The sequence below is a fragment of the Yoonia sp. SDW83-1 genome, assembly GCF_046762885.1.
Taxonomy (GTDB): Bacteria; Pseudomonadota; Alphaproteobacteria; order Rhodobacterales; family Rhodobacteraceae; genus Yoonia.
In genome coordinates, this window is record NZ_JBKQXO010000011.1 from 151,507 (window position 1) to 171,093 (window position 19,587).

Sequence of the window (19,587 nt, forward strand, 5' to 3'; positions counted from 1 at the left end):
CTAACCAAGCCTCTGCGTGACCGCGGCAGCACAGAAACGAATTGCGTCCTGCCCGGTTACACTCGCTTTATCAGGTCATCGAAAGGCAACCTCGCCCGCGCGCTGAACAGACCTTCGGGTTTTCCGGTGCCTGCGCCAATCACCAAAGTTGGCTCAGCCCTGCTTGGCAGCCCGAGCAGCTTTCTGATGCCGCGTTTGTCGATCCCGCCGATTGGGCAGGATTCGTACCCATGCGCCGCGAGCGACAGCATCAGGTTCTCGGCCGCCAGACTTGCCTGAATATGACCGTATACACGGTGGTCGGCCCGCGAGACGGGTCCGTTGACCGTTGGCTCACTTCGGCTCTTGTACCACAACACGACCCGGCGCATGAGGTTATGCAGGCCAAAGCGGTCCGTTTTCATCAACATAGGGATCGTACTTTCGTAGTAGTCCTGCACCGGCCCTGTCAGGGGTTTCTTACCGTGATCGGTCATGATGTCCGTCAGCTTTTTCAGGTGCGTCTGCCATAAATCACCCCGCGACACGACAATCAAAAGATCACCTGCCGTCGTCGCCGCCGGTTGGTTTAGGCAAAGCGGCGCCATGCGCTTTCTCATGTCGTCATCGCGCACCCAATAGATTTCATAGCATTGCAGGTTTGATGAACTCGGTGCGAGAATGGCATCCTGCAAGCAGTCGCGCATGACGTTTTCGGGGATGGGGACGCCATCAAAGATCCGAATGGCGCGACGTCCGTGAACGGTTTTCTTGAAACCGGGTAGCGCGGTTTTTGTGAACGACGGATTGGGCCGCTCGTCCTTGGTGACAATGACATTGTCAAAGTCAGCCATCTCACTCAGGGGGTTTGACGGGCCTGACATCCAAGTCGCACCATTCCAGTTCGCCATTTCACATCCCAAGGCTATCGCGCCCAGAGCGCATGACTTTGACTTTCCTCAATCTTGAACAGGCTGCTTTTGCTAGACTTGATGCCGTTGCACCAACGTGAGGGAGACAAGCCATGGAACAGTCCGAAGCCTATCAATCCGCCAAGAAACGCGTTGAAGCCAAGATGAGTTTTTACACGCATCTCATGGTTTATATCGCTGTCATTCTGCTTCTTGTGGTGATCAACCTCTTATCCTCGCCCGGCACAATCTGGTTTCACTGGCCCATGATGGGTTGGGGGATTGCCGTGGTGCTTCATGGCTTTGCGGTCTTCGTTTTTCCGGGTCGGTTCGCCGTCACCGAAAAGATGATCGAGAAAGAAATGAACAAGTCACAGACGCATTCTTGAGGGCTGTCACATGAGCAATGGCAAAACACAAAAATGGGACGCGATTGTTGTCGGGTCCGGCATGGGCGGCATGACAGCCGCCGCCGCACTGTCGAAAACGGGCCACAAGGTATTGCTGCTGGAACAGTACACGACCCTTGGCGGCCTCTCGCACAGCTTTTCGCGCGAAGGTTTCACCTGGGACGTTGGCATTCACTATCTTGGCTGCGTCGCCCCGGGCGACCGAGAAAGGGCACTGATTGACTGGCTAACGCACACTCCGATGGATTTCGAACCCATGGGAGCAGTCTATGACAATCTGCATATCGCAGATGCGCCGCCGCTTGCGCTGTCGCGCCCCTTTGAGGCGCAGGAGCGTGATCTGAAAGACCGGTTTCCTGGTGAAGCAGAGGCGATCGAGGCATGGATTACCGCCTTAAAGGAAGGGCGGGACTTGATGTATACACTCGCGCCAACCCGTGCGACGCCTGAATTTGTCGGCGACATGATTGATTGGTGGAACCGCCGCGCCATTGACAAATGGTGCAAGCGCAGCCTGCAGGAAGTCGTCGACAGCATCACGCAAAACCCGGACCTTGCCGCAGCCTTTATGGCGCAATGGGGCGATCACGGGGGCCGCCCGCACAAGGCGAGCTTTGCCATGCACGCTTTGGTCTACGGCTGCTATCTGACAAGCGGCGCATGGTATCCTGTGGGCGGTGGCAAGTCCTTTGCAGATCATATGATCCCGACGGTCACGCAAGCAGGCGGAGAGGCCCGCACGGGCGTGAAGGTTGAAACGCTTTTGGTCGCGAACGACAAAGTTATCGGCGTGCGCACATCTGACGGCGAAGAAATCCGCTCGGACGTGGTTATCTCCAATATTGGCGCACGTGAGACGATCAATAATCTGCTGCCCGCAGGCTTTGGCCCCGAAGACTGGATCGCTGAAATCCAATCACTGCCCCCGTCCATCGCGCATTTCACCTTGTTTCTGGGCTTTGAGGGCGACGTGACAAAGGCAGGTGCTACGAGGTCAAACCATTGGTTCTATCCAAACGGCGAGATCGACGCGATTTGGGATAAGGCACCTGACGGCAATCCACCCGGTTTTTTCGTCTCATTTGCGTCCCTCAAAGACCCAAGCCACGATCCAGGGCCCAAACAGAAATATGCGGGCGAAATGGTCGTCTGGACCGACTGGAACAGCGTTGCCCATTGGGCCGATCTTCCGTCCGGTCAACGGGGTGCGGATTACAAAGCCTTCAAACAGCAGGTTGAAGACAAGATGTTTGCGCTGTTCAAAGCCAGCTTTCCCGAATTGGCCGAACTGGTCGTATTCCGCGAGCTTTCGACACCCTTGGCAACAGCGTCAATCACCGGGCACCACGAGGGGCGCTTTTATGGATTGGATGGCACGCCCGAGCGCGTCATGAGCGATGCGCTGCGGACAAGGACCCCAATCGACGGGCTGTATCTGTCCGGACAGGACGTGATCAGCCAGGGCATCCAAGGCGCGCTTTGGGGCGGGATTCTGTGTGCGGCCAGTGTTGATCCCAAAGTCTTTCGACAGCTACGGGGGTAATGACTCAATGCACTGGTTCTTGCTGGCGATTGGCATTGCGATCGAACTCCTCGCAACGACCGCATTGAAGCTGTCGGACGGTTTCACGAAGCTGGGGTTTGCCGGGCTGACGCTGATCTGTTTCGGACTTGCGTTCTATGTGATGTCACTTGTGGTACGCACCATGCCGCTGGGAGTCGCCTATTCGGTCTGGGCAGGCGGCGGCATCGCTGGCGTCACGTTGATCGGTGCTGTGGTTTTCGGTCAGACACTCGACGGTTATGCCTATTTTGGCGTTGGCCTTATCCTTGCGGGAGTGATCGTGTTGAACGCACTGTCGTCGGCAGCGAGCGGGTGAGAGGCAAAGCGATATGAAAGCAGCGGTCTACGAACGCTATGGACCTCCAGAGGTGGTCGAAATCAAAGAGGTCCCTCGCCCCATTCCAGCCGACGATGCGCTTTTGATCAAGACCTATGCCGCAAGCATCACCAGCGGTGATTGGCGCGCGCACAATGATCGGACCAAGTGGTTTTGGCCCGATCCCTCGTCTTGCCTTTGGTCTATTCCGCCCGCGCCGCAAGGTATTGGGCACTGAAATGGCCGGGCGGATTGAGGCCGTGGGGAAGGATGTAACCACCTTTGCCGTGGGCGAAGATGTGATCGCCTTTACGGGCCTCGAAATGGGCTGTCACGCCGAATACATCACGATGCCAGCCAACGGCAAAGTCGTGCACAAACCACAAAACCTGTCCTTTCCTCAGGCTGCGGCCCTTTCGTTCGCGGGCACATCCGCTTTGCATTTTCTGCGGGGAAAGGGGGACGTCAAATCAGGTGAAACTGTGCTGATCATCGGCGCATCAGGGGCGCTTGGCACCATGGGCGTACAGATTGCGAAATACTTTGGCGCGCATGTGACGGGCGTTTGCAGCACCGCCGATCTGGAGCTTGTGTCGTCGCTGGGTGCGGACCGTGTGGTGGATTACACGCAAACCGACATCACCAGCTCCGGCGAAATCTTTGATGTTGTGTTCGACACGGTTGGCGCGTTGCCACTTGGAAAGATCAGGCGGATGTTGCGACCCTCAGGGCGTGGTGTGGTGGCCGCAGGCAGCCTGCTCGATAATATCACAGCGCCCATTTGGTCACTGATGGGGGATCAGAAATTCTCCGCCGGGATCGCGGCGGAAACTGTCGAGGACATGCGCCTTCTTGCGGACATGGCCGCGAAGGGTGCGCTGAGACCCGTGATCGACCGGGTGTATTCGCTCGATCAGATCACGCTGGCCCACGCCCATGTTGGCAGCGGCCATAAGGCTGGCAATGTCGTGGTGGAACTCGCTCAGGCTTAACGCAGCCGAAGCGAGACCACCCCGATAACCGTGTGAAAAAACACCAGAGCAAAAATACCCACGCCAACAATATCGCTTTCCTCGATCAGGCTAGAGATGGCGGCATAAAACCCAGCGGCTGCAAAGAGAATGCTTGCCCATCCTGCCCATGAACCAAAGTCAGAAGATCGCAGCATCGCAATACCATAAAGCAATAGCCCCACTGGTGCGAGGACTACCCCGGTTACAACGAATGTGTCGACCCAACCCAGGCTGACTTCCCACGCGACGATTAGAACAGGCATCAGTTCTGCGGCGGTGTCGGGTGCATTGTATAGATCGGATATCACGGTTTCAGCCGTATGCGGGATTGCCCCTGCCGCGAGGATAGTAAGGCCCAGCACGGACATGACCATCGCAGCAAGCGCGGTTGCCGGGCTATCCGCCCGCAGCACGACAAACAACGTCACCGAATGCAGCGCCCAAAGTGCCAGCGCAAAAAGATAGGCCGCGTTCTCGATGATCCGGGCCCAGCGAATGTCTGGATACCGCTCCAACGCGGCCTGCGCATCAAGTGTGTCCAGCCCGACAAAGACGGCAAGGAACGCAAAGACACCAAGCAACAGCGCGCTGCCCAATATGCCCGCAAAGCCGCCCATTCTTGCGGTTGATTGGTCCTGAATCTCCATGTCGTTTCCTTCCAATTAACTATGCTGCGGCACGGTCACCTGTGATCAACATGATCTTTCCCGCGACGGCCCCACTTTCAAGCATTGCGTGCGCCTCCGCCGCATCCCGCAAGGGCAGCTTATGCGCGATGTGTGGTTGCAGTTGCCCTGCAAGGGCCTTGCGAAAAAGCTCTGAAAGCGTGTTGCGGTACCAATCAGGGTTGGCACGCGGGTAATCTTCCATGCCGGGGCCCTTTGCGATGCGTCGGCCTCCCGGCCAAACCGAAAAAATCCCAAGCAGCATAAGGCTGGGTAAAATGATCCACGTGCCGGATTTCAGCGTGCCCGTCATGCCCAGCATCAAAAGCCTGCCGTCGGGACGCAGGGCACGCCATGAGCGCAGCAACTGCTGTGCGCCACCTACTAGATCAATGACCACGTCCGCACCGCCGCCCGTCAAAGCACGGGTGCGCGCCACGACAAACTCTGATTGGTAGTCAATCGGCGCAGCACCATCCGCCCGTATCTGCGCCTGTTTGCTGGTTGCGTCACAGCCAAAGGTTTGTAGCCCGGCATCACGGCCCAATTGCAACAGCGCACTGCCCAAACCACCACCTGCGCCCTGCACAAGCAGGTGCTCGCCTTCGCAGACCTTGGACGCCTGATGCAAGGCCAGACTTGCGGTGAGGTAATTGACGATAAGAGCGCAGGCTGTCACCGGATCAAGCGCATCGGGCACGGCCACCAGATCAGCCGCAGGACGGCAAAGGTACTCGGCATAGCCGCCTGCATCGCCAAAGGTCCAACCGCCCACGCGTTGGCCCACTTGGAGGCCCGAAACGCGCGCGCCGACCTTATCCACAATGCCAACGAAATCCTCGCCCGGCGTGTAGGGCATGGGAGGCAACCCGGGAAACCAATGGCCCCGCAACATGACGTCGTAGGCTGAAACCCCTGCCGCCTCGACCCGCACGCGCACGTCCCCTGGGCCGGGTTCCGGCATGTCCATCGCGACCCATTGCAGCACCTCCGGCCCGCCGCGACGTGGCACGACGATGCGGTGGGCCCGTGCCGCAGTCATGATGGAATTTCCGTCAAGGGCGGGTGCGGATGCGTGATGTCCTGAAAATCAAACCCACGAAAGATGAACCATAGTGCCATGACCATCTCCTGCACCGCGATTGGTACAATCAGCAACGGTGCCCAAGGCGGCAAGGGAATGAGCATCGCAGTGCCGACGATACCAAGCAGAATGGCAATCGCGATCAACCCCCAAAGCGAAATCCAGCGGGGGATCAGCCGCGCGTGGAAAAGCGTTCCATAAAGGCAGAGCGCACCAAGCGCGAAGATGATGTTGTAAAGCGTTCCCGCCGTATCACCCCAAAGGTTCTGTGCTCGGATCAGCATCACTGCGGCTTCGGCCAAGGTCGGGTCCGCGCCCGCAAGCTGCGCTTCGCTGAGCGAGAGCAAGGAGAACTTGTTGGTCAGGGCGACACTGACCAGAATAACGCCTTCAAGCGCCCGAAAAAAGAAATAGGTAAGCGCCAGGCCAACGCTGACGTGGCTCAGGACCGGATAGATGAACGCGCCGATCAGGGGCATGGCGAGGATGCAGATCAGCTCGATTGTCAGGCCCAGCACGATGACTGGCTTGTTCTGCGCCGCAACGCGCAACACGTCAGGCGCATCAAGAAACTGCTTGTAGAACATCTCTCCCAGAAAGAGAAAAGCTGTCGCGATGATGAAAAGCACCCCGACGATGACGCCCGCGCGCCGCACATGTGGGTCATCAAGCTGCACGGTCATTACCTGATCCGACATGTTTCAGGTCCACGCCTCGCGCAAGCAGCCACAGCGCCAGTGCCATTTCGTTGATCCAGATTGGCAGGGACAGGATCAGGTCTGTTGTCCCGCCAACCTCGATCTGGCCAAACAGGATCAGAACGCAAGACACCAAGAGTATCAGCCCCCCGATCAGCCCCCAAAGCGACAGCACAGGCGGGACTAGCCGGAAGGCATAGAGCATAGGATAAAGCAGCAAGGTGCCGCAACTGAAAACAAGCAGTACCATCAGGAACGCCGTGTCATGCACCGCCAATGTGAATGCCATTTCGTCGGCACTGGTCGATATGATCATCGCCAAAACTGTTGCTGCAACGACGCCCACTGCACCCTCGATAACACGCAGGCCCAGATAGCCTGTCGCGGCTAACTCAGCACATCGGCGCAGAACCGGATAGAACGCAATCGCAATCCCGGCGCTGGCCAAAGCGTTGGCAATTTCCAGCAAGACCGCCAACGCAACAGGATTGGTTTGAGGATCAGTCGCGCGCTGTGAAGCATCCAAAAGCGGGCTAAGAATGATCTGCGCTGCCATCGTTGATGCGGTCGCAATGATAAAAAGCACGCCAGCAATCCGCGCTGCGCGCTGCAATGCATCCGCGGTTGCTAATGGGTAGGAATTCGTGCCGTTCATGAGGTTTAATCAAGTGGTTGAGATTGCAGACAGGGTTAGCAGTCCAGTGTGCTGGCCCATTGATTTTTGTCAGTGGCAAACAAGGGGCTAACGCTACTGATACCCAAGCGATCATCGCCAGGCGCCGAGGAAACGCCAATGAGCACAACAGAAATGGCAAAGACAGCCCCTCTGATTACCTCAGTTCAAGCTTTTGGTTCTGGCTGGGGCGCCCAGCATGATGAACACCGTTTCGGTTCATGGAAGCCGCGCCTGTGGTGGGCGCTGACATCGCGAAGCTGGCACAAGATCCCGTTGAACTATTTTCTGATTGCCCATCGCAATGGTCCAATCCTGTTTGACACTGGGTTGGACCCAGCGATTGTCTCAGATCCCAACTACATCTCCAGCGCCATCGGTAGGTTCCTTTTGTGGCGCATCTTCCAGCTTCACATCACGGAAGATGACAGGCTCGATAGGGTTTTGGCAAAGTCCGGTTTTGACGCAAGCAATGTGCACCTGGCGATCATGTCCCATCTGCATTTCGATCATGTGGGTGGGATCGCCCAAATCCCGCAGGCCAAACTGCTGGTCAGCAAAGAAGAGTGGGCGCAGTTGCTCCAACCGCATCCAGAACACGACTGGATCCTGAGAGAGCATATCGAGATACCGGGTGCTGACTGGCAGCCCTTCGCGTTTCAACCAACGGACGATCCGCTTTTTGAGGGGTTCCACGGCATTTATGACGTGATGGACGACGGGTCGATGATCCTGCTGCCAACGCCGGGGCATACGCCGGGGTCAATCTCAATGCTGATCCGACGCGAGGGGTGGGCACCGATCCTTTTGGTGGCGGATTTAACCTATGATCCGAAGCTGCTGGAGCAGGACATCACCGCCGGCACAGGCGATGCGGCAGAGCTGCGTGCGTCGTTTGCCAAAGTGCGCAGGCTAAAGCAGCTATTGCCTGGTCTGGAGATTGTCGCGTCTCATGATTTCGGTGCAAGTGACATGATCGTGCGGGCGATGGGCAGCGATCAACTTTCACGGGGCAAAGGCTGATATGGCGGGCATCAACTACCCCGTGTGCTGCTTGGCGGACTTGTGGCGGGGGTCGTTCTTGCGTCCGGTGAAGCGGTGCTAGACACATTTGTGCTTGCGGAAGACCTCGCCGCAGCAGCACCGCAAGGCGAGGCGCCTGAGACGTCGCTGTGGGCGTCCGCAGCCCTTGCGGGAACGGTTGCGTGCTACGGGATCGTGCTTGTCTGGCTTTATGCCGCAATGCGCCCGAGGTTCGGTGCGGGACCAAAAACAGCCATCATTGCGGGTTTGACGCTCTGGTTCATTGCATGGGCGCTTTTGGGCGTGGCCCTGACCCTGACCGGTGCCGTTGCCCCGCAGCTTGCGGGTATTTCTGCGATCTGGGGTGTCTTTGAATTGCCGATCGCCGCCTTGGCGGGGGCGTGGTTTTATCGCGAAGACGGCGAGGCGGCATAGGCGATGTCAGACGCAGGCCGCAAGCCGCACGCTCTGTCCGCACCGTTGTTGTTCCTGCTCGGTTTCGGGTTGTTCATGTTCACCCGTCGCAGTGAAATCTTTCCCAACATCCAAGAGATGATCGTCATTGCGCCGATCTTCATCTTGCGCTTTTCGCGCAGTCTACCGACGCGTCGTGCAATGGTGCTGACAACGTTTGGGTTTGTGCTGTCGATGAATTTTGCCCTTCGGGGCTTATTCGATTTCTCCGATACGCTTGCAGGACTGGCGTTCAATGTCTTACGCAGCACGCTTTTGGCGCTGCTTTTTGCGTTGCCTTATCTGATAGATCGTTGGCTTTACGCCCGGTTTGGCCCTTCGATTTGGGCTATACTGGCCTTCCCGATTGCTGTCACCGCCATGATGTTTCTGTCCTCGATGGAAGGTCCTTTTGACGGTGTTTCCGCTAAGACCGCCCTTGCCCTTGGCCCAGACGCGCTGCGACAGCTTTATGCCCTAACGGGGCTGTGGGGGTTCATCTTCCTTTGGTCCCTGCCTCCAGCGCTGATCAATCATCTTTGGGCGCGCAGGTTCCCGACCATGCCAAGCATCGCAGCGGTCGTCGCGTTCAGCTCTCTTTTGGCTGGGCTTATTGCCTATGGAACCAACCGGCTGGGCACCCAAGAACCCCGCGACACAGTGCGCCTCGCAGCCATTGTCCTGCTGCCAGAGGATGGTGTCGCCGTGTCGATGGAGCCATTCTTTGCTGAGAAACGCGTGCTACCCTATGATGAAACCCTCGCGCGGATCGCCAGCGCGACCGCTGATGCCGTCGCGGGCGGCGCACAGATTGTCAGCTTTCAAGAACATCTTTTGACCGTGATGGAACCAGACGTGGAAAAGCTTCGGGCAGACTATCAACGGATCGCCGCAGAGAATGCAGTCTGGCTTTCAATCACATAGTCCTGGTACGCGACCAGTCCTGACGAAAAGGGCAACAATGTGCATCTGTTACTCGACGATCAGGGCGATATCCGCATTCACTATGACAAACGTTTCCTTTGGGGTTGGGGGTCCGCGGGGGAACCACTGGTGTTCAACAAAGGGGCCGAGATAGTCCAGTCCATTGAAAACCCATATGGCCGGATCGCTGTGTCTGTGTGCCGGGACATGACATTTCCCGCCTTCGCGCGGCAAGCTGGACTGGCAGGTGCCGATATCATGCTGGTGCCATCCTATGATTTCCCCAAGAGCACCGGACCATCCGACAATGAACGCACGATCGAAAACGGCTTTACCATGATCCGCCCCACTAATAACGGCGTGAGCTTCGCAGCTGACCCATATGGCCGCATTCTGGCACGGATGGACAGCGCGCACGGCGGTACCGGGATCATGTTTGTTGATGTGCTGACAATTGGAGTGGACACGCTCTATTCCCGGTGGGGTGATTGGTTTGGGTGGCTGAATGTGGTGCTGTTAGCCGGGCTGATCGGTACGGCGTTATTGCGGAGGCGAAGCTAAGCTACGGCCTGAGTATCACGCCCGTGACGCTTGAACAAAGCCAGCCCCAATAGACCAAGGAACGACGCCAACGACGCCAACGACGCCAGACCAATGACATCACTTGTTTCAGGGTAAAGCGTATCAACCGCGCCCATTGGAACGTCCACGATTTGCAAGCCATCCCAAGCATCCGGGTCTTGTACATATATATCGACACGGTTGATCACGCGACCGTATTGGTCAATCACACTCGACACGCCGTTGGCTGTTTGCCGAAAGATGGCCATGCCGTTCTCAACAGCCCGGAAGGTAGCCATCTGTGGGTGCAGGCTCCGGATTGCGAACCAGTCATTTGAGGGATGCAGCGGCAGATCAACATTCATCGCGCCAGCTTGCCTGATAACGTCTGGAAAACCTGCATCCCAGCAGATTGCAGCACTTAGCCTGCCATAGGGTGCGTCAACGATCTGCAACTCACCACTGCCCGAAACTGAGCCTTCAAACTGCGCGCCGCCGAATTTGAGGTGTTCAAGCACAACGTTGCCATTGGGATCGAAGTTGCGCACAACGTTTTCGAACCTGCCTTTCGAAAGGGTCAATCTAACTGGCAGTGCAAGATAGATACCTTCTTCCCTTGCGATTGTCGCGGCACTATCCAGCATGGCATTCACTTCATCTGCAAGGCTTTGAATGGCGACCTCTTGCAGCACAACATCTTGCGCACATCACCGGTGAAACATGCGGTCGACCGCGAACGCGATCACGAGGAACAGGGCGGTGACAGAAAACAGAACCGGCTCGACCACCTCGCTTTGCATGGTGATATGTAGGGTCGTGGTATGATAGCTGGCGATGACCGACGCGAAAGCCGTGGCCAGCCAAAGCCACAGAAAAGCGCGCCAGCCTGATGTGCTGTCCCGAAAGAAGCGAATGGCAAAAAGAACCAGCCACACAAACGTGGGGCCTTTGGATTGCGCTTTCATTTGGGCCTCATCATCATTGAAACCGCAGGTTGGCGAGCACGCGGCTTCCATTGAAGAAGTTTAACACTTGTAGGTTGATCGCGTTTGATATCCGTCAATCTGAATATCGCCAAGAGGTATGCTCGCTTATAAGCACATTGGCAAATCTCAGCCGAAAACAGCTGGTGGGAGATGTAAAAATTAGCCTTCTGAAAGGCAAAGAGGTGCTAGTCGCCGGTGGCTAGTGCACCGAAATGTTATCATTACGTTTTGAATGAATGGCTGGTTTTTCCGCCGCGTAGCAGCGCGGATAATCACGCTCCGGCTTTAGTTCTTATGCCGCGAGCGCGCGCAGCGAGAAACCGAATTTGCGGAATGGGCTGATTGTGTTAAAAAACTCCGGTTTTCGCGAAAATGGGCGAAAAACTTGCCCATAGAAAGCCTCTCCAAAGATTCGTCGAGGGGGTCGGCCAAGGGCCAGCGCTGGCAATGTCCGCCGCTCTCAATGGCTCCATCGCGCACTCGGTTTCAAATTGGTAGCTACAACGGATTTTTTCAGAAAAATGCAATTGGCAGATCTTCGAGTTTTTCAACACAATGGGCTCATTCCCGCCATCCAACGGAGCCAGCCACCACCTTCAACGCCCGTCCGCGTATTCAGCAGGCCCCTTGATCTCCAGCTTGTTCCCAAACGGATCAAAGATGTAGAACGAATGCCCAACTTCGCGTGCCCCGCCATGAACGGCCTCGCGGTCAATCTTGACCCCATGGGCGGCCAAATGGGCGCGCAATGCGTCCGGCGCAAATGGGGATGTGGCAATGCACAGGTGATCCATGTTCCGGCCACCCGCCACAGGCGGTACGGCATGGGTAGCCCCCGGGTGCGTGGTGTCCCACAGCACGATCAGCGCGGCCCCGGCCCAGACCTGCTCCATCCCCAGATCGGGATAGGAATAGCCGTGCACACAGCCCAATACGTCATAGTAAAACGCCAGCGCCTTCTCCATGTCATCGACCAGCAGCACCACATGGTCGATGCCCACAAGGGTGAAAGGGACCGTCATGCCGCGTCCCAGACCGGGCACCATGGCCCGTCCACCAAACGCATATCCTTGTCCAGCGCATCAATTGCGGCAATCTGTGCTGTCGTCAGGGTCAGATCACCCGCCGCCAAATTCTCGGCGATCCGGGCCGGGCTGCCGGCAGACGGGATAACCACATACCCCTTGGCCAGTAACCACGCCAGTGCGACCTGCGACGCGGTCACACCAACGGCGGCCCCGATCTGTTGCAGCACCGGATCATCCACAACCGCACCCCGCGCCAGCGGCGAATAGGCGGTCATGCGGATACCCTTGGCCGCGCAATGCTCTACAATCGGGCGATTGTGCAGATACACATGTAACTCCACCTGATTGGTCAACAACGGGCGGTCACCCAACAGGTCCAGCGCCTTGTCCAGATAGGGCTTGGTGAAGTTCGACACCCCGATGTTCCGGCAAAGGCCCGCGTCATAAACGGCGGCAAACTGGGCCATGTAATCCGCAATGTCGTATTCGTCCTTGATCGACGGATAGTGCAGCAGCAACAAATCCACCGGTCCGACGCCCAGCTTTTCCAGCGACGCCTCCACATGCGGGCGGATCTGACCGGGACCAAAGCTTTCGGGGGCCACCTTGGTGGTCACCCATAGATCTTCGCGGGGCAGGTCAAACGCGGCGATGGCGCGGCCGACAAACTCTTCGTTCTGATACCCTTCGGCGCAATCCAGATGGCGGTATCCGGCCTCAAGCGCGGCCAGCGTACCTTGATAAGCCGCCTCATCCGGCCTGTTCCACGAGCCATATCCAATCTGCGGAATCGTATCCATGCGGCGACCTCCTCTGCATTTTTCTTAGAACTATAACGATTACGAAAGAAGCGCCAGCGCAGTATTGCCCCGGCAATTCAGTCCAACTGACCGCCCAGGTCCAATCCTTTGAGGATCTCATCAGCCGACATCGCCTTCTTGCCGGGCCGCTGCGCGCGCGTCACTTCGACCGCGCCCTCCCCGCAGGCAATGGTAAAACCACCCAGCACCTGCCCCGGCGCTCCCGCACCATCAGCCAACCGCGATCCCAACAACTTGACCCGCTCACCCTGAACGTCACACCAGGCCCCGGGAAAAGGCGACAAGCCCCGGATCAGACGGTCCACTTCAACCGCCGGTCGGGTCCAGTCCACCCGCGCCTCGGCCTTGTCAATCTTGGCGGCATAGGTGACACCATGCTCCGGCTGCGCATGCGGCGTCAGGTCCGGCAAACGGGCCAGAGCATCAACCACCAGTCGGGCCCCCATCCCCGACAGACGGTTGTGCAGGGCGCCCGCGGTTTCTTCCACCCCGATATCCGTCGCCTCGCGCAGCAGAACCGGGCCGGTATCCAGCCCGGCCTCCATCTGCATGATGCACACGCCGGTCTGCGCATCACCCGCCATTACAGCGCGATGGATCGGCGCGGCACCTCGCCAGCGCGGCAAAAGCGATGCATGGATATTCAGGCACCCATGACGCGGGGCGTCCAGCACCACCTGCGGCAGGATCAACCCATAGGCAACGACCACGGCCACATCCGCATCCAGCGCCGCAAAGGCCACCTGCTCCTCCACCCCCTTCAACGACACCGGGTGACGCACCATCAAACCGAGCGCCTCAGCCCGGCGCTGAACGGGCGACTGACGATCCTTTTTCCCCCGGCCTGCGGGACGGGGCGGCTGGCAATAAACGGCAACGATGTCATGACCGGCCGCGTGCAGGGCCTCCAGCACCGGCACCGAAAAATCAGGCGTGCCCATAAAGATGATTTTCACAATATCGCCCCCGGCCAACTGCGCGCGTTCCGGCACTCAGTTAGGCCAATCAGGCGTATATCGCAACGCAGCAACGGATCGGCTCGATGGTTAAATTTCCTTTAACATGCCGCAAAATAACCATGTTTCGTTGGGCACGATGAAGCCTCATATATTTTAACAACCGTAAGGAAGCGAAAATGTTGTTCAAAATACTTGGGGGCATTCTGGTGCTTTGGGGCATCGCCGACCTGGTCATGGGTATGCAAGGCATGGATCTTTGGGCGCGTGTCGGTATCACCCTGCCCGCGATCGTCTGGAGCTTTTCACATTGGATCGCGATCATCGCCGGCGGTATCGTCTTCTCGATGGGCAGCGCAGATGAAGAACAAGAAGCGCCGCACGAATAGGTACCAACAATAACGACACACCGGTTCAGGTGAGCTCTTTCAATCCTGTTGGTGTGTCAATCCGTGCGCTATAACGGATCCTTGGTCCCTGCGTGACAGCGGGCGGTCGATCAATCGACAAGTCATAATACAGCGCCTCGACCCCCACCGGGTCGGGGCAGGCAAGCCCGAACCACCGCAAACGCGCACCCATGTCAGGAATGTCGGCCATTGCCGTCGGATCACCACGATGGTCGATCAGCGATGGGGCCGCGCCACCCAACGGCAGCGACCCATCGACAGGAATGGCAAAGCCAAAGGCCGGTTCCTCCGGCGGAAGCGGTACAACATCGCCGTAAATCGCGCGATGGGCGGAAACGACCGTCTGAATTCTATCAGTGCTGGCGACCCACCCTCGCAAACGTCGCCCATCCTCCCAGTCGGCCCGAACCTGTTCCTGATTATCCAGTCCAAACCAGCGCGCACGCGCAGGGGCGGTCCCGTCCGGGTCCAGCGCAACGATCTCCAGATAGACATTCCCGCCCAGCTGCAACCTGTGATTATGCGTGCCCATATAAAGGTGGCGCGTCCCGAACGGCACATCCAGATCAAGGCAGTCGCGCACATGTGCCGCCCCCTCGGCCAGCGTTGGGGCAATGACGGTCAAATGGTCAAGTCTCAGCATTCACGGCCCTGCGGAAAAGTTAGCGCACCTGCAACTTCTTCGCCTTCTTGATCAGCATATCGCGCTTCACCCGGCCAAGATGGTCAAAAAACATCTTGCCCTGCAAATGATCAATCTGGTGCTGGACCGAGGTGGCCCAAAGGCCGACAAAATCCTTGCGGTCCCACACCCCGTCTTCATTCATGAAACGGACCGTCACGGCGCGGGGACGCTTTAGCTTGGCCCAGACACCGGGCAGGTTGGGTGACCCCTCTTCATGCTCGCGGAACTCAACGCTCGCGTGCAGAATTTCCGGGTTGGCCATGCGCACGGCCTGACCGCGCGCTTCAGATGCATCCACGACGGCAAGGGCCAAACCGATACCCAATTGCGGGGCAGCCAGCCCGACACCGGGCATCGTATCCATCGCCGAAATCATCTCATCCCAGATTGCGCGAACCTCATCCGTGACCGCATCAACCGGCTGCGCGGGCGTGCGCAGCACCGGATGTGGCCACATCACATAAGGGCGATGGGTCATACCTCTGTCCCGGTATCCGTGATCAGCACGCCGTTCAGATGGTCCAGCTCGTGACAGACACAGACGGCACCAACGCCGTGAAAGCGGGCGGTCTGGCGAATACCGGCTGGGCTGTTCCAGCCCAGATCAACCCAGACAGGGCGGGCCACATTGAATGTGCGATCCGGGATCGACAGACAGGCCTCTGGTCCCAATTGGCTGAATGGGGCGGCTTCGACAATCTCTGGGTTCACGAACGCAATCGGGTGCTTTTCACCCTCTTTCCAAGTCGTATCGATCACGAACATCCGCTGGCTGATACCGACCTGCGGGGCCGCCAGACCACGGCCCTGGGCAGCATACATCGTCTCGAACAGATCAGCGATCAGGGTATCAACAGGTTCACCAAATTGGATCACCGGAGCGGCCGCTTTGCGCAATATCGGGTCGCCGTCAAAGCGCAGGTCAAGAACTGCCATCAGCTGCGGGCCATTTCGCGTTTCAGCTTTTGCATCTTGCGGGTGATCATCTGGCGTTTCAGCGGCTTGAGGTAGTCAATGAACAGCTTGCCATCCAGATGATCGATCTCATGCTGTACGCAGGTGGCCCACAGGCCATCAAAACGCTCGCGCACCGTTTTGCCGTCCAACCCGGTCCATTCCACCTCAACCTCGGCGGGGCGTTCCACATCGGCGTATTGATCCGGGATCGACAGACAGCCCTCTTCATAGACCGACCGATCCTCCGAGGTCCAAACCACCTGCGGATTGATCAAAACCATCGGGCGGGGCGTAGCATCCTCTTCCTTCTCGCAATCCATCACGATCATGCGGGACATCACAGCCACCTGCGGCGCGGCAAGGCCAATGCCCGGCGCGTTATACATCGTCTCAAGCATGTCATCCGCCAGACGGCGCAGGTCGTCATTGACCGATGCAATCGGGTCAGCGACCTTCTTCAGCCTTGGGTCGGGGTGGATCAGGATATTACGCAGTGTCATGCCCCGGATTTAGGCGGCACGGCGATAAATTGCAATGCGGGACAGATGTAACCTTGACGTTACATGAACGCCGCTTTATGTAACCTCAAGGTTACTTATCGCAAACGCAAAAGAAAAGGAGCATTCATGTCTGCCAACCCCATCAGCCGCGTTCGTCTCCTCGGCAGTGCGGCCATTGTCATCACCACAGCCGCTGCATTAGTCGCGGCTGTCCTGTCCATCGGGCCATCCGGGCTCACATGGGCCTTTATCATCGGGGGTATCGCTATCGGATACGCCATCCTGTCCTTCGTGCTGCACCTGCGTCACCCCGATGCCGCAGATGCCGCATGGGACGAACAAAACAACCAGGCCCATCGCGACAGCCTGATTTTCGGGTTCTGGGCGGTGCTTGCGGTGTTCCTCGTCTTTCTTGTCCTCTCACTGACGGACAGGATGAACCCGGCCATGGCGTTCTATTGGCTGGGTCCTGTCCTTGGTGCCGTGCCGCCCGCCCATTACCTCGTCTCCATCATGCGCGGCCGCGCTGAATGAGCGCCAAGCTCATCGTGCATCTGCGCGCCCACCGCACCAAGGCCGACCTGACCCAAGCCGAGCTGGCTGATGCTGTGGGCGTATCACGCAAGACGATCAACACGATCGAAAACGGAGTCTTCACCCCTTCCACGATTCTTGCGCTGACACTCGCAGCGGAACTTGATTGCAGCGTCCATGACCTGTTTGAGTTACCCGATGAACAGGATTGACCACACATGAGCGCCACGATCACTGATGCGGCCTCCGCCAGCACAGAAGACCTTTGCGCGGCCATGGCCAGCGCATTTTCGGACTATGCCGTTCCGATCAACCTGACAGTGCCAGCCTTCCGCTTCATGATGAAACAACGCGGGCACAGCCCCGACGCGTCACGCATCGCTGTCATAGACGGTAAGATCGCCGCCATTTGGCTTGTTTCGGTGCGGGGGGAGGCATCCTACCTGATCTCCAGCGGCACCGTGCCGCAGCATCGCGGACGGGGCCTTGCCACAGACCTCGCCCAGAGCGCGCTGGACGGTTTGCGGCGCCACGGTACCATGACCTTCCAAACCGAAGTGCTTGTCGAAAACACCACCGCCGCGCGGCTCTACCGCAAACTCGGCATGCACAAGCGGCGGGACCTGTCCTGCTACACCCTGACCGGACCACAACCGGCTAAAGAGAACCTACCGCCAGTCCGCGAGATTCCCTGGTCCGATATCGCAGACACCCTGAATATGCTGCGTGACTGGGAGCCGTCGTGGCAAAACAGCGATCAATCCATCACCGCCACCGCAGATCAGGTCCGCTGCTTTACGACCCATAGCGATGGCACCCTCTCCGGCTATGCCGTGCTTGTCCCCAACAGCGGCAGCCTGCTGCAAATCGGCGTCCACCCAGATGCGCGGCGGCAGGGGATCGGCACCGCCCTGATTAACCACGCCCTGGCAGCCACACCAACCCGACAATTGCGGCTGATCAATGTGGACGCGGCCGACCATGGGTTCGCCCAGTTCATGCGCGCCGTCCCTTCCGAACAAATCCAGGGGCAGTTCGAACTGATCATGGCGCTGAACGACCATGCCTAAACCATCGCATTTTCCACCTTGCACTCCGCAACACCTGCCGTAGCCTGCGCCAACCAACAGCGGAGAGCCCAATGACATTCGACCACGCCCCCGACCGCCGCAACACACACTGCGTGAAATGGGACGGGATGGAGCAATACTACGGCGTCAGCCCGGATGAGGGCCTGTCCATGTGGGTCGCCGATATGGAGTTCCGGGCCCCCGACTGCATCCAGAAGGCCGTGCAGGATATGGTCGATCACGGGGTCTATGGCTATTTCGGGGATGACAGCAAATACCTCGGTGCCATCCAGTGGTGGATGGACACACGGCACGGCTGGAAAATCGACCCCTCTTGGATCTTCACCACCCATGGGCTCGTCAACGGGACGGCCATGTGCGTCGATGCTTTCACCAATCCGGGCGACGGGGTCGTCCTTTTCACACCGGTCTATCACGCCTTCGCCCGTGTCATCACTGCCGCTGACCGGCAGGTGGTGGAATGCGAACTGGTCAACACCAATGGCCGCTACGAAATGGATTTCACCGCCTATGATGCCCAGATGACGGGGAATGAACGGATGGTCATCCTCTGCTCACCCCATAACCCCGGCGGGCGGGTCTGGACGCGGGCCGAATTGCAGGCGGTCGCGGCCTTCGCCAAACGGCACGAACTGATCCTGGTCAGCGACGAAATCCACCACGACCTGACCATGCCGGGGCAAACCCATATCCCCATGGCCCATATCGACGGGATCACCGACCGGCTGATCATGATGACGGCGACAACCAAGACCTTCAACATCGCAGGGTCCCATTCCGGTAATGTGATCATCGAAGACCCCGACCTGCGCGCACGCTTCGGCAAACGGATGGCGGGCCTGGGCATGTCACCCAACAGCTTCGGGCTGCACATGGCCACAGCCGCCTATTCACCCGAAGGGGCGGCATGGGTGGATGAATTGCGCAACTATCTGGATGGAAACCGGCAGATGTTCGATGCAGGCATCAACGCCATCCCCGGCCTCGCCTCCATGCCGCTCGAGGCCACCTACCTCGCCTGGGTTGATTTCAGCAATACCGGGATGAGCCGGGAGGAATTCACGGCAAGGGTGGAACAACACGCCAAAATCGCCGCCAACCACGGCCCGACCTTCGGCAAAGGAGGCGAAAATTTCCTGCGGTTCAACCTCGGGGCACCGAAGGCGCAAATCGAGGATGCAATCGGGCGGCTGCAGACAGCGTTCGGGGATTTGCAGTAGGGGCAGATGGGACTTGTGAGGCGTGATCAAGGACTTATTCTGTTGAAAAACTCATCCTTGATCGAAGCATAAGTCGCTGATTCAATTGCTCTTGCAGGGAGGGATTGGCGATGATGGGACCGAGG

General features: G+C 58.2%; 27 protein-coding genes. 13 read left to right on the forward strand and 14 right to left on the reverse strand.

What is annotated here, in order from left to right; genetic code table 11:
- Positions 1 to 56: 56 nt before the first annotated feature.
- Positions 57 to 890 (reverse strand): nitroreductase family protein, encoded by an 834-nt coding sequence (locus ACFWW4_RS15400; RefSeq protein ID WP_411891668.1) that lies wholly within the window; start codon positions 888 to 890, stop codon positions 57 to 59.
- 113 nt (positions 891 to 1,003) lie between these two features.
- Here ACFWW4_RS15400 and ACFWW4_RS15405 point away from each other — a divergent pair, with 113 nt between their 5' ends.
- The 4 genes from ACFWW4_RS15405 (at position 1,004) to ACFWW4_RS15420 (ending at position 4,172) form a co-directional block, all read left to right on the forward strand.
- Positions 1,004 to 1,279, forward strand: a complete 276-nt coding sequence (locus ACFWW4_RS15405) for a 2TM domain-containing protein (protein ID WP_411891669.1) — start codon at positions 1,004 to 1,006, stop codon at positions 1,277 to 1,279.
- Positions 1,280 to 1,289: 10 nt separating this feature from the next.
- A complete protein-coding gene (locus ACFWW4_RS15410) occupies positions 1,290 to 2,843 on the forward strand; it encodes a phytoene desaturase family protein (RefSeq protein ID WP_411891670.1) in 1,554 nt (517 codons plus the stop codon).
- A 7-nt stretch (positions 2,844 to 2,850) separates the two neighbouring features.
- A complete protein-coding gene (locus ACFWW4_RS15415; RefSeq protein WP_411891671.1) occupies positions 2,851 to 3,180 on the forward strand; it encodes a DMT family transporter in 330 nt (109 codons plus the stop codon).
- Between the two features lie 116 nt (positions 3,181 to 3,296).
- A complete protein-coding gene (locus ACFWW4_RS15420; protein WP_411891672.1) occupies positions 3,297 to 4,172 on the forward strand; it encodes an NAD(P)-dependent alcohol dehydrogenase in 876 nt (291 codons plus the stop codon).
- Here ACFWW4_RS15420 and ACFWW4_RS15425 read toward each other — a convergent pair.
- Genes ACFWW4_RS15425 through ACFWW4_RS15440 form a run of 4 tightly spaced genes read right to left on the reverse strand, consistent with a single transcriptional unit; the run spans position 4,169 to position 7,226 of the window.
- Positions 4,169 to 4,840, reverse strand: a complete 672-nt coding sequence (locus ACFWW4_RS15425) for a hypothetical protein (protein WP_411891673.1) — start codon at positions 4,838 to 4,840, stop codon at positions 4,169 to 4,171. The genes ACFWW4_RS15420 and ACFWW4_RS15425 overlap by 4 nt on opposite strands.
- A 19-nt stretch (positions 4,841 to 4,859) precedes the next feature.
- On the reverse strand, positions 4,860 to 5,900 hold the full coding sequence (locus ACFWW4_RS15430) for a zinc-binding dehydrogenase (protein WP_411891674.1): 1,041 nt from the start codon (positions 5,898 to 5,900) through the stop codon (positions 4,860 to 4,862).
- Positions 5,897 to 6,640, reverse strand: a complete 744-nt coding sequence (locus ACFWW4_RS15435) for a DUF4386 domain-containing protein (protein WP_411891675.1) — start codon at positions 6,638 to 6,640, stop codon at positions 5,897 to 5,899. The genes ACFWW4_RS15430 and ACFWW4_RS15435 overlap by 4 nt, the downstream gene beginning before the upstream one ends.
- Positions 6,609 to 7,226 carry a DUF4386 domain-containing protein gene (locus ACFWW4_RS15440; RefSeq protein ID WP_411891676.1) on the reverse strand — a complete coding sequence of 206 codons (618 nt, stop codon included), beginning with the start codon at positions 7,224 to 7,226 and terminating at the stop codon, positions 6,609 to 6,611. The genes ACFWW4_RS15435 and ACFWW4_RS15440 overlap by 32 nt, the downstream gene beginning before the upstream one ends.
- A gap of 207 nt (positions 7,227 to 7,433) precedes the next feature.
- Here ACFWW4_RS15440 and ACFWW4_RS15445 point away from each other — a divergent pair, with 207 nt between their 5' ends.
- The 4 genes from ACFWW4_RS15445 (at position 7,434) to ACFWW4_RS15460 (ending at position 10,274) form a co-directional block, all read left to right on the forward strand.
- On the forward strand, positions 7,434 to 8,336 hold the full coding sequence (locus ACFWW4_RS15445; protein ID WP_411891677.1) for an N-acyl homoserine lactonase family protein: 903 nt from the start codon (positions 7,434 to 7,436) through the stop codon (positions 8,334 to 8,336).
- Between the two features lie 75 nt (positions 8,337 to 8,411).
- Positions 8,412 to 8,771, forward strand: coding sequence for a hypothetical protein (locus ACFWW4_RS15450; RefSeq protein WP_411891678.1), 360 nt, complete (start codon positions 8,412 to 8,414; stop codon positions 8,769 to 8,771).
- Between the two features lie 3 nt (positions 8,772 to 8,774).
- On the forward strand, positions 8,775 to 9,713 hold the full coding sequence (locus tag ACFWW4_RS15455) for a hypothetical protein (protein WP_411891679.1): 939 nt from the start codon (positions 8,775 to 8,777) through the stop codon (positions 9,711 to 9,713).
- Positions 9,714 to 9,752: 39 nt separating this feature from the next.
- A complete protein-coding gene (locus tag ACFWW4_RS15460; RefSeq protein ID WP_411891680.1) occupies positions 9,753 to 10,274 on the forward strand; it encodes a nitrilase-related carbon-nitrogen hydrolase in 522 nt (173 codons plus the stop codon).
- On the opposite strand, the gene ACFWW4_RS15465 is transcribed toward ACFWW4_RS15460, so the two are convergent.
- The 5 genes from ACFWW4_RS15465 to fmt form a co-directional block, all read right to left on the reverse strand.
- Positions 10,271 to 10,966 carry a nitrilase-related carbon-nitrogen hydrolase gene (locus ACFWW4_RS15465; protein WP_411891681.1) on the reverse strand — a complete coding sequence of 232 codons (696 nt, stop codon included), beginning with the start codon at positions 10,964 to 10,966 and terminating at the stop codon, positions 10,271 to 10,273. The two genes, ACFWW4_RS15460 and ACFWW4_RS15465, sit on opposite strands and share 4 nt — an antisense overlap.
- A gap of 15 nt (positions 10,967 to 10,981) precedes the next feature.
- Positions 10,982 to 11,239 carry a hypothetical protein gene (locus ACFWW4_RS15470; RefSeq protein WP_411891682.1) on the reverse strand — a complete coding sequence of 86 codons (258 nt, stop codon included), beginning with the start codon at positions 11,237 to 11,239 and terminating at the stop codon, positions 10,982 to 10,984.
- 617 nt (positions 11,240 to 11,856) lie between these two features.
- Positions 11,857 to 12,282: a VOC family protein gene (locus ACFWW4_RS15475; protein ID WP_411891683.1), complete on the reverse strand. Its 426-nt coding sequence runs from the start codon at positions 12,280 to 12,282 to the stop codon at positions 11,857 to 11,859.
- Positions 12,279 to 13,088, reverse strand: coding sequence for an aldo/keto reductase (locus ACFWW4_RS15480; RefSeq protein ID WP_411891684.1), 810 nt, complete (start codon positions 13,086 to 13,088; stop codon positions 12,279 to 12,281). Before ACFWW4_RS15480 ends, ACFWW4_RS15475 begins: the two co-directional genes overlap by 4 nt.
- A gap of 77 nt (positions 13,089 to 13,165) precedes the next feature.
- Complete coding sequence (gene fmt, locus ACFWW4_RS15485; RefSeq protein WP_411891685.1) at positions 13,166 to 14,065, reverse strand: methionyl-tRNA formyltransferase; 900 nt, start codon at positions 14,063 to 14,065, stop codon at positions 13,166 to 13,168.
- 179 nt (positions 14,066 to 14,244) lie between these two features.
- Between fmt and ACFWW4_RS15490 the strand changes: the two genes are divergently transcribed.
- Positions 14,245 to 14,454: a hypothetical protein gene (locus tag ACFWW4_RS15490; protein ID WP_393928125.1), complete on the forward strand. Its 210-nt coding sequence runs from the start codon at positions 14,245 to 14,247 to the stop codon at positions 14,452 to 14,454.
- A 25-nt stretch (positions 14,455 to 14,479) separates the two neighbouring features.
- Here ACFWW4_RS15490 and ACFWW4_RS15495 read toward each other — a convergent pair whose 3' ends face one another.
- Genes ACFWW4_RS15495 through def (ACFWW4_RS15510) form a run of 4 tightly spaced genes read right to left on the reverse strand, consistent with a single transcriptional unit; the run spans position 14,480 to position 16,617 of the window.
- Positions 14,480 to 15,118 carry a VOC family protein gene (locus ACFWW4_RS15495; protein WP_411891686.1) on the reverse strand — a complete coding sequence of 213 codons (639 nt, stop codon included), beginning with the start codon at positions 15,116 to 15,118 and terminating at the stop codon, positions 14,480 to 14,482.
- Positions 15,119 to 15,137: 19 nt separating this feature from the next.
- Positions 15,138 to 15,638: a peptide deformylase gene (gene def / locus ACFWW4_RS15500; RefSeq protein WP_411891687.1), complete on the reverse strand. Its 501-nt coding sequence runs from the start codon at positions 15,636 to 15,638 to the stop codon at positions 15,138 to 15,140.
- Positions 15,635 to 16,096, reverse strand: a complete 462-nt coding sequence (gene def, locus ACFWW4_RS15505; RefSeq protein WP_411891688.1) for a peptide deformylase — start codon at positions 16,094 to 16,096, stop codon at positions 15,635 to 15,637. The genes def (ACFWW4_RS15500) and def (ACFWW4_RS15505) overlap by 4 nt, the downstream gene beginning before the upstream one ends.
- Positions 16,096 to 16,617: a peptide deformylase gene (gene def, locus ACFWW4_RS15510; protein ID WP_411891689.1), complete on the reverse strand. Its 522-nt coding sequence runs from the start codon at positions 16,615 to 16,617 to the stop codon at positions 16,096 to 16,098. Before def (ACFWW4_RS15510) ends, def (ACFWW4_RS15505) begins: the two co-directional genes overlap by 1 nt.
- A 126-nt stretch (positions 16,618 to 16,743) precedes the next feature.
- Between def (ACFWW4_RS15510) and ACFWW4_RS15515 the strand changes: the two genes are divergently transcribed.
- From ACFWW4_RS15515 to ACFWW4_RS15530, 4 genes are all read left to right on the forward strand, one after another.
- The gene (locus ACFWW4_RS15515) at positions 16,744 to 17,151 is read left to right on the forward strand and encodes a hypothetical protein (RefSeq protein ID WP_411891690.1); all 408 of its coding nucleotides are present in this window, start codon (positions 16,744 to 16,746) and stop codon (positions 17,149 to 17,151) included.
- Positions 17,148 to 17,363, forward strand: coding sequence for a helix-turn-helix transcriptional regulator (locus ACFWW4_RS15520; RefSeq protein WP_411891691.1), 216 nt, complete (start codon positions 17,148 to 17,150; stop codon positions 17,361 to 17,363). Before ACFWW4_RS15515 ends, ACFWW4_RS15520 begins: the two co-directional genes overlap by 4 nt.
- A 6-nt stretch (positions 17,364 to 17,369) precedes the next feature.
- Positions 17,370 to 18,221 (forward strand): GNAT family N-acetyltransferase, encoded by an 852-nt coding sequence (locus tag ACFWW4_RS15525; RefSeq protein ID WP_411891692.1) that lies wholly within the window; start codon positions 17,370 to 17,372, stop codon positions 18,219 to 18,221.
- Between the two features lie 71 nt (positions 18,222 to 18,292).
- Positions 18,293 to 19,462, forward strand: coding sequence for a MalY/PatB family protein (locus ACFWW4_RS15530; protein ID WP_411891693.1), 1,170 nt, complete (start codon positions 18,293 to 18,295; stop codon positions 19,460 to 19,462).
- The last annotated feature ends 125 nt before the right edge of the window (positions 19,463 to 19,587 follow it).

Bases quoted from the DNA above. Each gene is read 5' to 3' on its own strand.
- ACFWW4_RS15410 (WP_411891670.1), top strand. From the start codon at position 1,290: ATGAGCAATGGCAAAACACAAAAATGGGACGCGATTGTTGTCGGGTCC.
- ACFWW4_RS15455 (WP_411891679.1), top strand. From the start codon at position 8,775: ATGTCAGACGCAGGCCGCAAGCCGCACGCTCTGTCCGCACCGTTGTTG.
- ACFWW4_RS15420 (WP_411891672.1), top strand. From the start codon at position 3,297: ATGCCGCAAGCATCACCAGCGGTGATTGGCGCGCGCACAATGATCGGA.
- ACFWW4_RS15425 (WP_411891673.1), bottom strand. From the start codon at position 4,840: ATGGAGATTCAGGACCAATCAACCGCAAGAATGGGCGGCTTTGCGGGC.
- ACFWW4_RS15495 (WP_411891686.1), bottom strand. From the start codon at position 15,118: ATGCTGAGACTTGACCATTTGACCGTCATTGCCCCAACGCTGGCCGAG.
- ACFWW4_RS15480 (WP_411891684.1), bottom strand. From the start codon at position 13,088: ATGGATACGATTCCGCAGATTGGATATGGCTCGTGGAACAGGCCGGAT.
- ACFWW4_RS15490 (WP_393928125.1), top strand. From the start codon at position 14,245: ATGTTGTTCAAAATACTTGGGGGCATTCTGGTGCTTTGGGGCATCGCC.
- def (WP_411891688.1), bottom strand. From the start codon at position 16,096: ATGGCAGTTCTTGACCTGCGCTTTGACGGCGACCCGATATTGCGCAAA.
- ACFWW4_RS15525 (WP_411891692.1), top strand. From the start codon at position 17,370: ATGAGCGCCACGATCACTGATGCGGCCTCCGCCAGCACAGAAGACCTT.
- ACFWW4_RS15400 (WP_411891668.1), bottom strand. From the start codon at position 890: ATGGCGAACTGGAATGGTGCGACTTGGATGTCAGGCCCGTCAAACCCC.
- ACFWW4_RS15515 (WP_411891690.1), top strand. From the start codon at position 16,744: ATGTCTGCCAACCCCATCAGCCGCGTTCGTCTCCTCGGCAGTGCGGCC.
- ACFWW4_RS15445 (WP_411891677.1), top strand. From the start codon at position 7,434: ATGAGCACAACAGAAATGGCAAAGACAGCCCCTCTGATTACCTCAGTT.
- ACFWW4_RS15430 (WP_411891674.1), bottom strand. From the start codon at position 5,900: ATGACTGCGGCACGGGCCCACCGCATCGTCGTGCCACGTCGCGGCGGG.
- def (WP_411891689.1), bottom strand. From the start codon at position 16,617: ATGACACTGCGTAATATCCTGATCCACCCCGACCCAAGGCTGAAGAAG.
- ACFWW4_RS15405 (WP_411891669.1), top strand. From the start codon at position 1,004: ATGGAACAGTCCGAAGCCTATCAATCCGCCAAGAAACGCGTTGAAGCC.
- ACFWW4_RS15520 (WP_411891691.1), top strand. From the start codon at position 17,148: ATGAGCGCCAAGCTCATCGTGCATCTGCGCGCCCACCGCACCAAGGCC.
- def (WP_411891687.1), bottom strand. From the start codon at position 15,638: ATGACCCATCGCCCTTATGTGATGTGGCCACATCCGGTGCTGCGCACG.
- ACFWW4_RS15470 (WP_411891682.1), bottom strand. From the start codon at position 11,239: ATGAAAGCGCAATCCAAAGGCCCCACGTTTGTGTGGCTGGTTCTTTTT.
- ACFWW4_RS15435 (WP_411891675.1), bottom strand. From the start codon at position 6,640: ATGTCGGATCAGGTAATGACCGTGCAGCTTGATGACCCACATGTGCGG.
- ACFWW4_RS15415 (WP_411891671.1), top strand. From the start codon at position 2,851: ATGCACTGGTTCTTGCTGGCGATTGGCATTGCGATCGAACTCCTCGCA.
- ACFWW4_RS15475 (WP_411891683.1), bottom strand. From the start codon at position 12,282: ATGACGGTCCCTTTCACCCTTGTGGGCATCGACCATGTGGTGCTGCTG.
- ACFWW4_RS15530 (WP_411891693.1), top strand. From the start codon at position 18,293: ATGACATTCGACCACGCCCCCGACCGCCGCAACACACACTGCGTGAAA.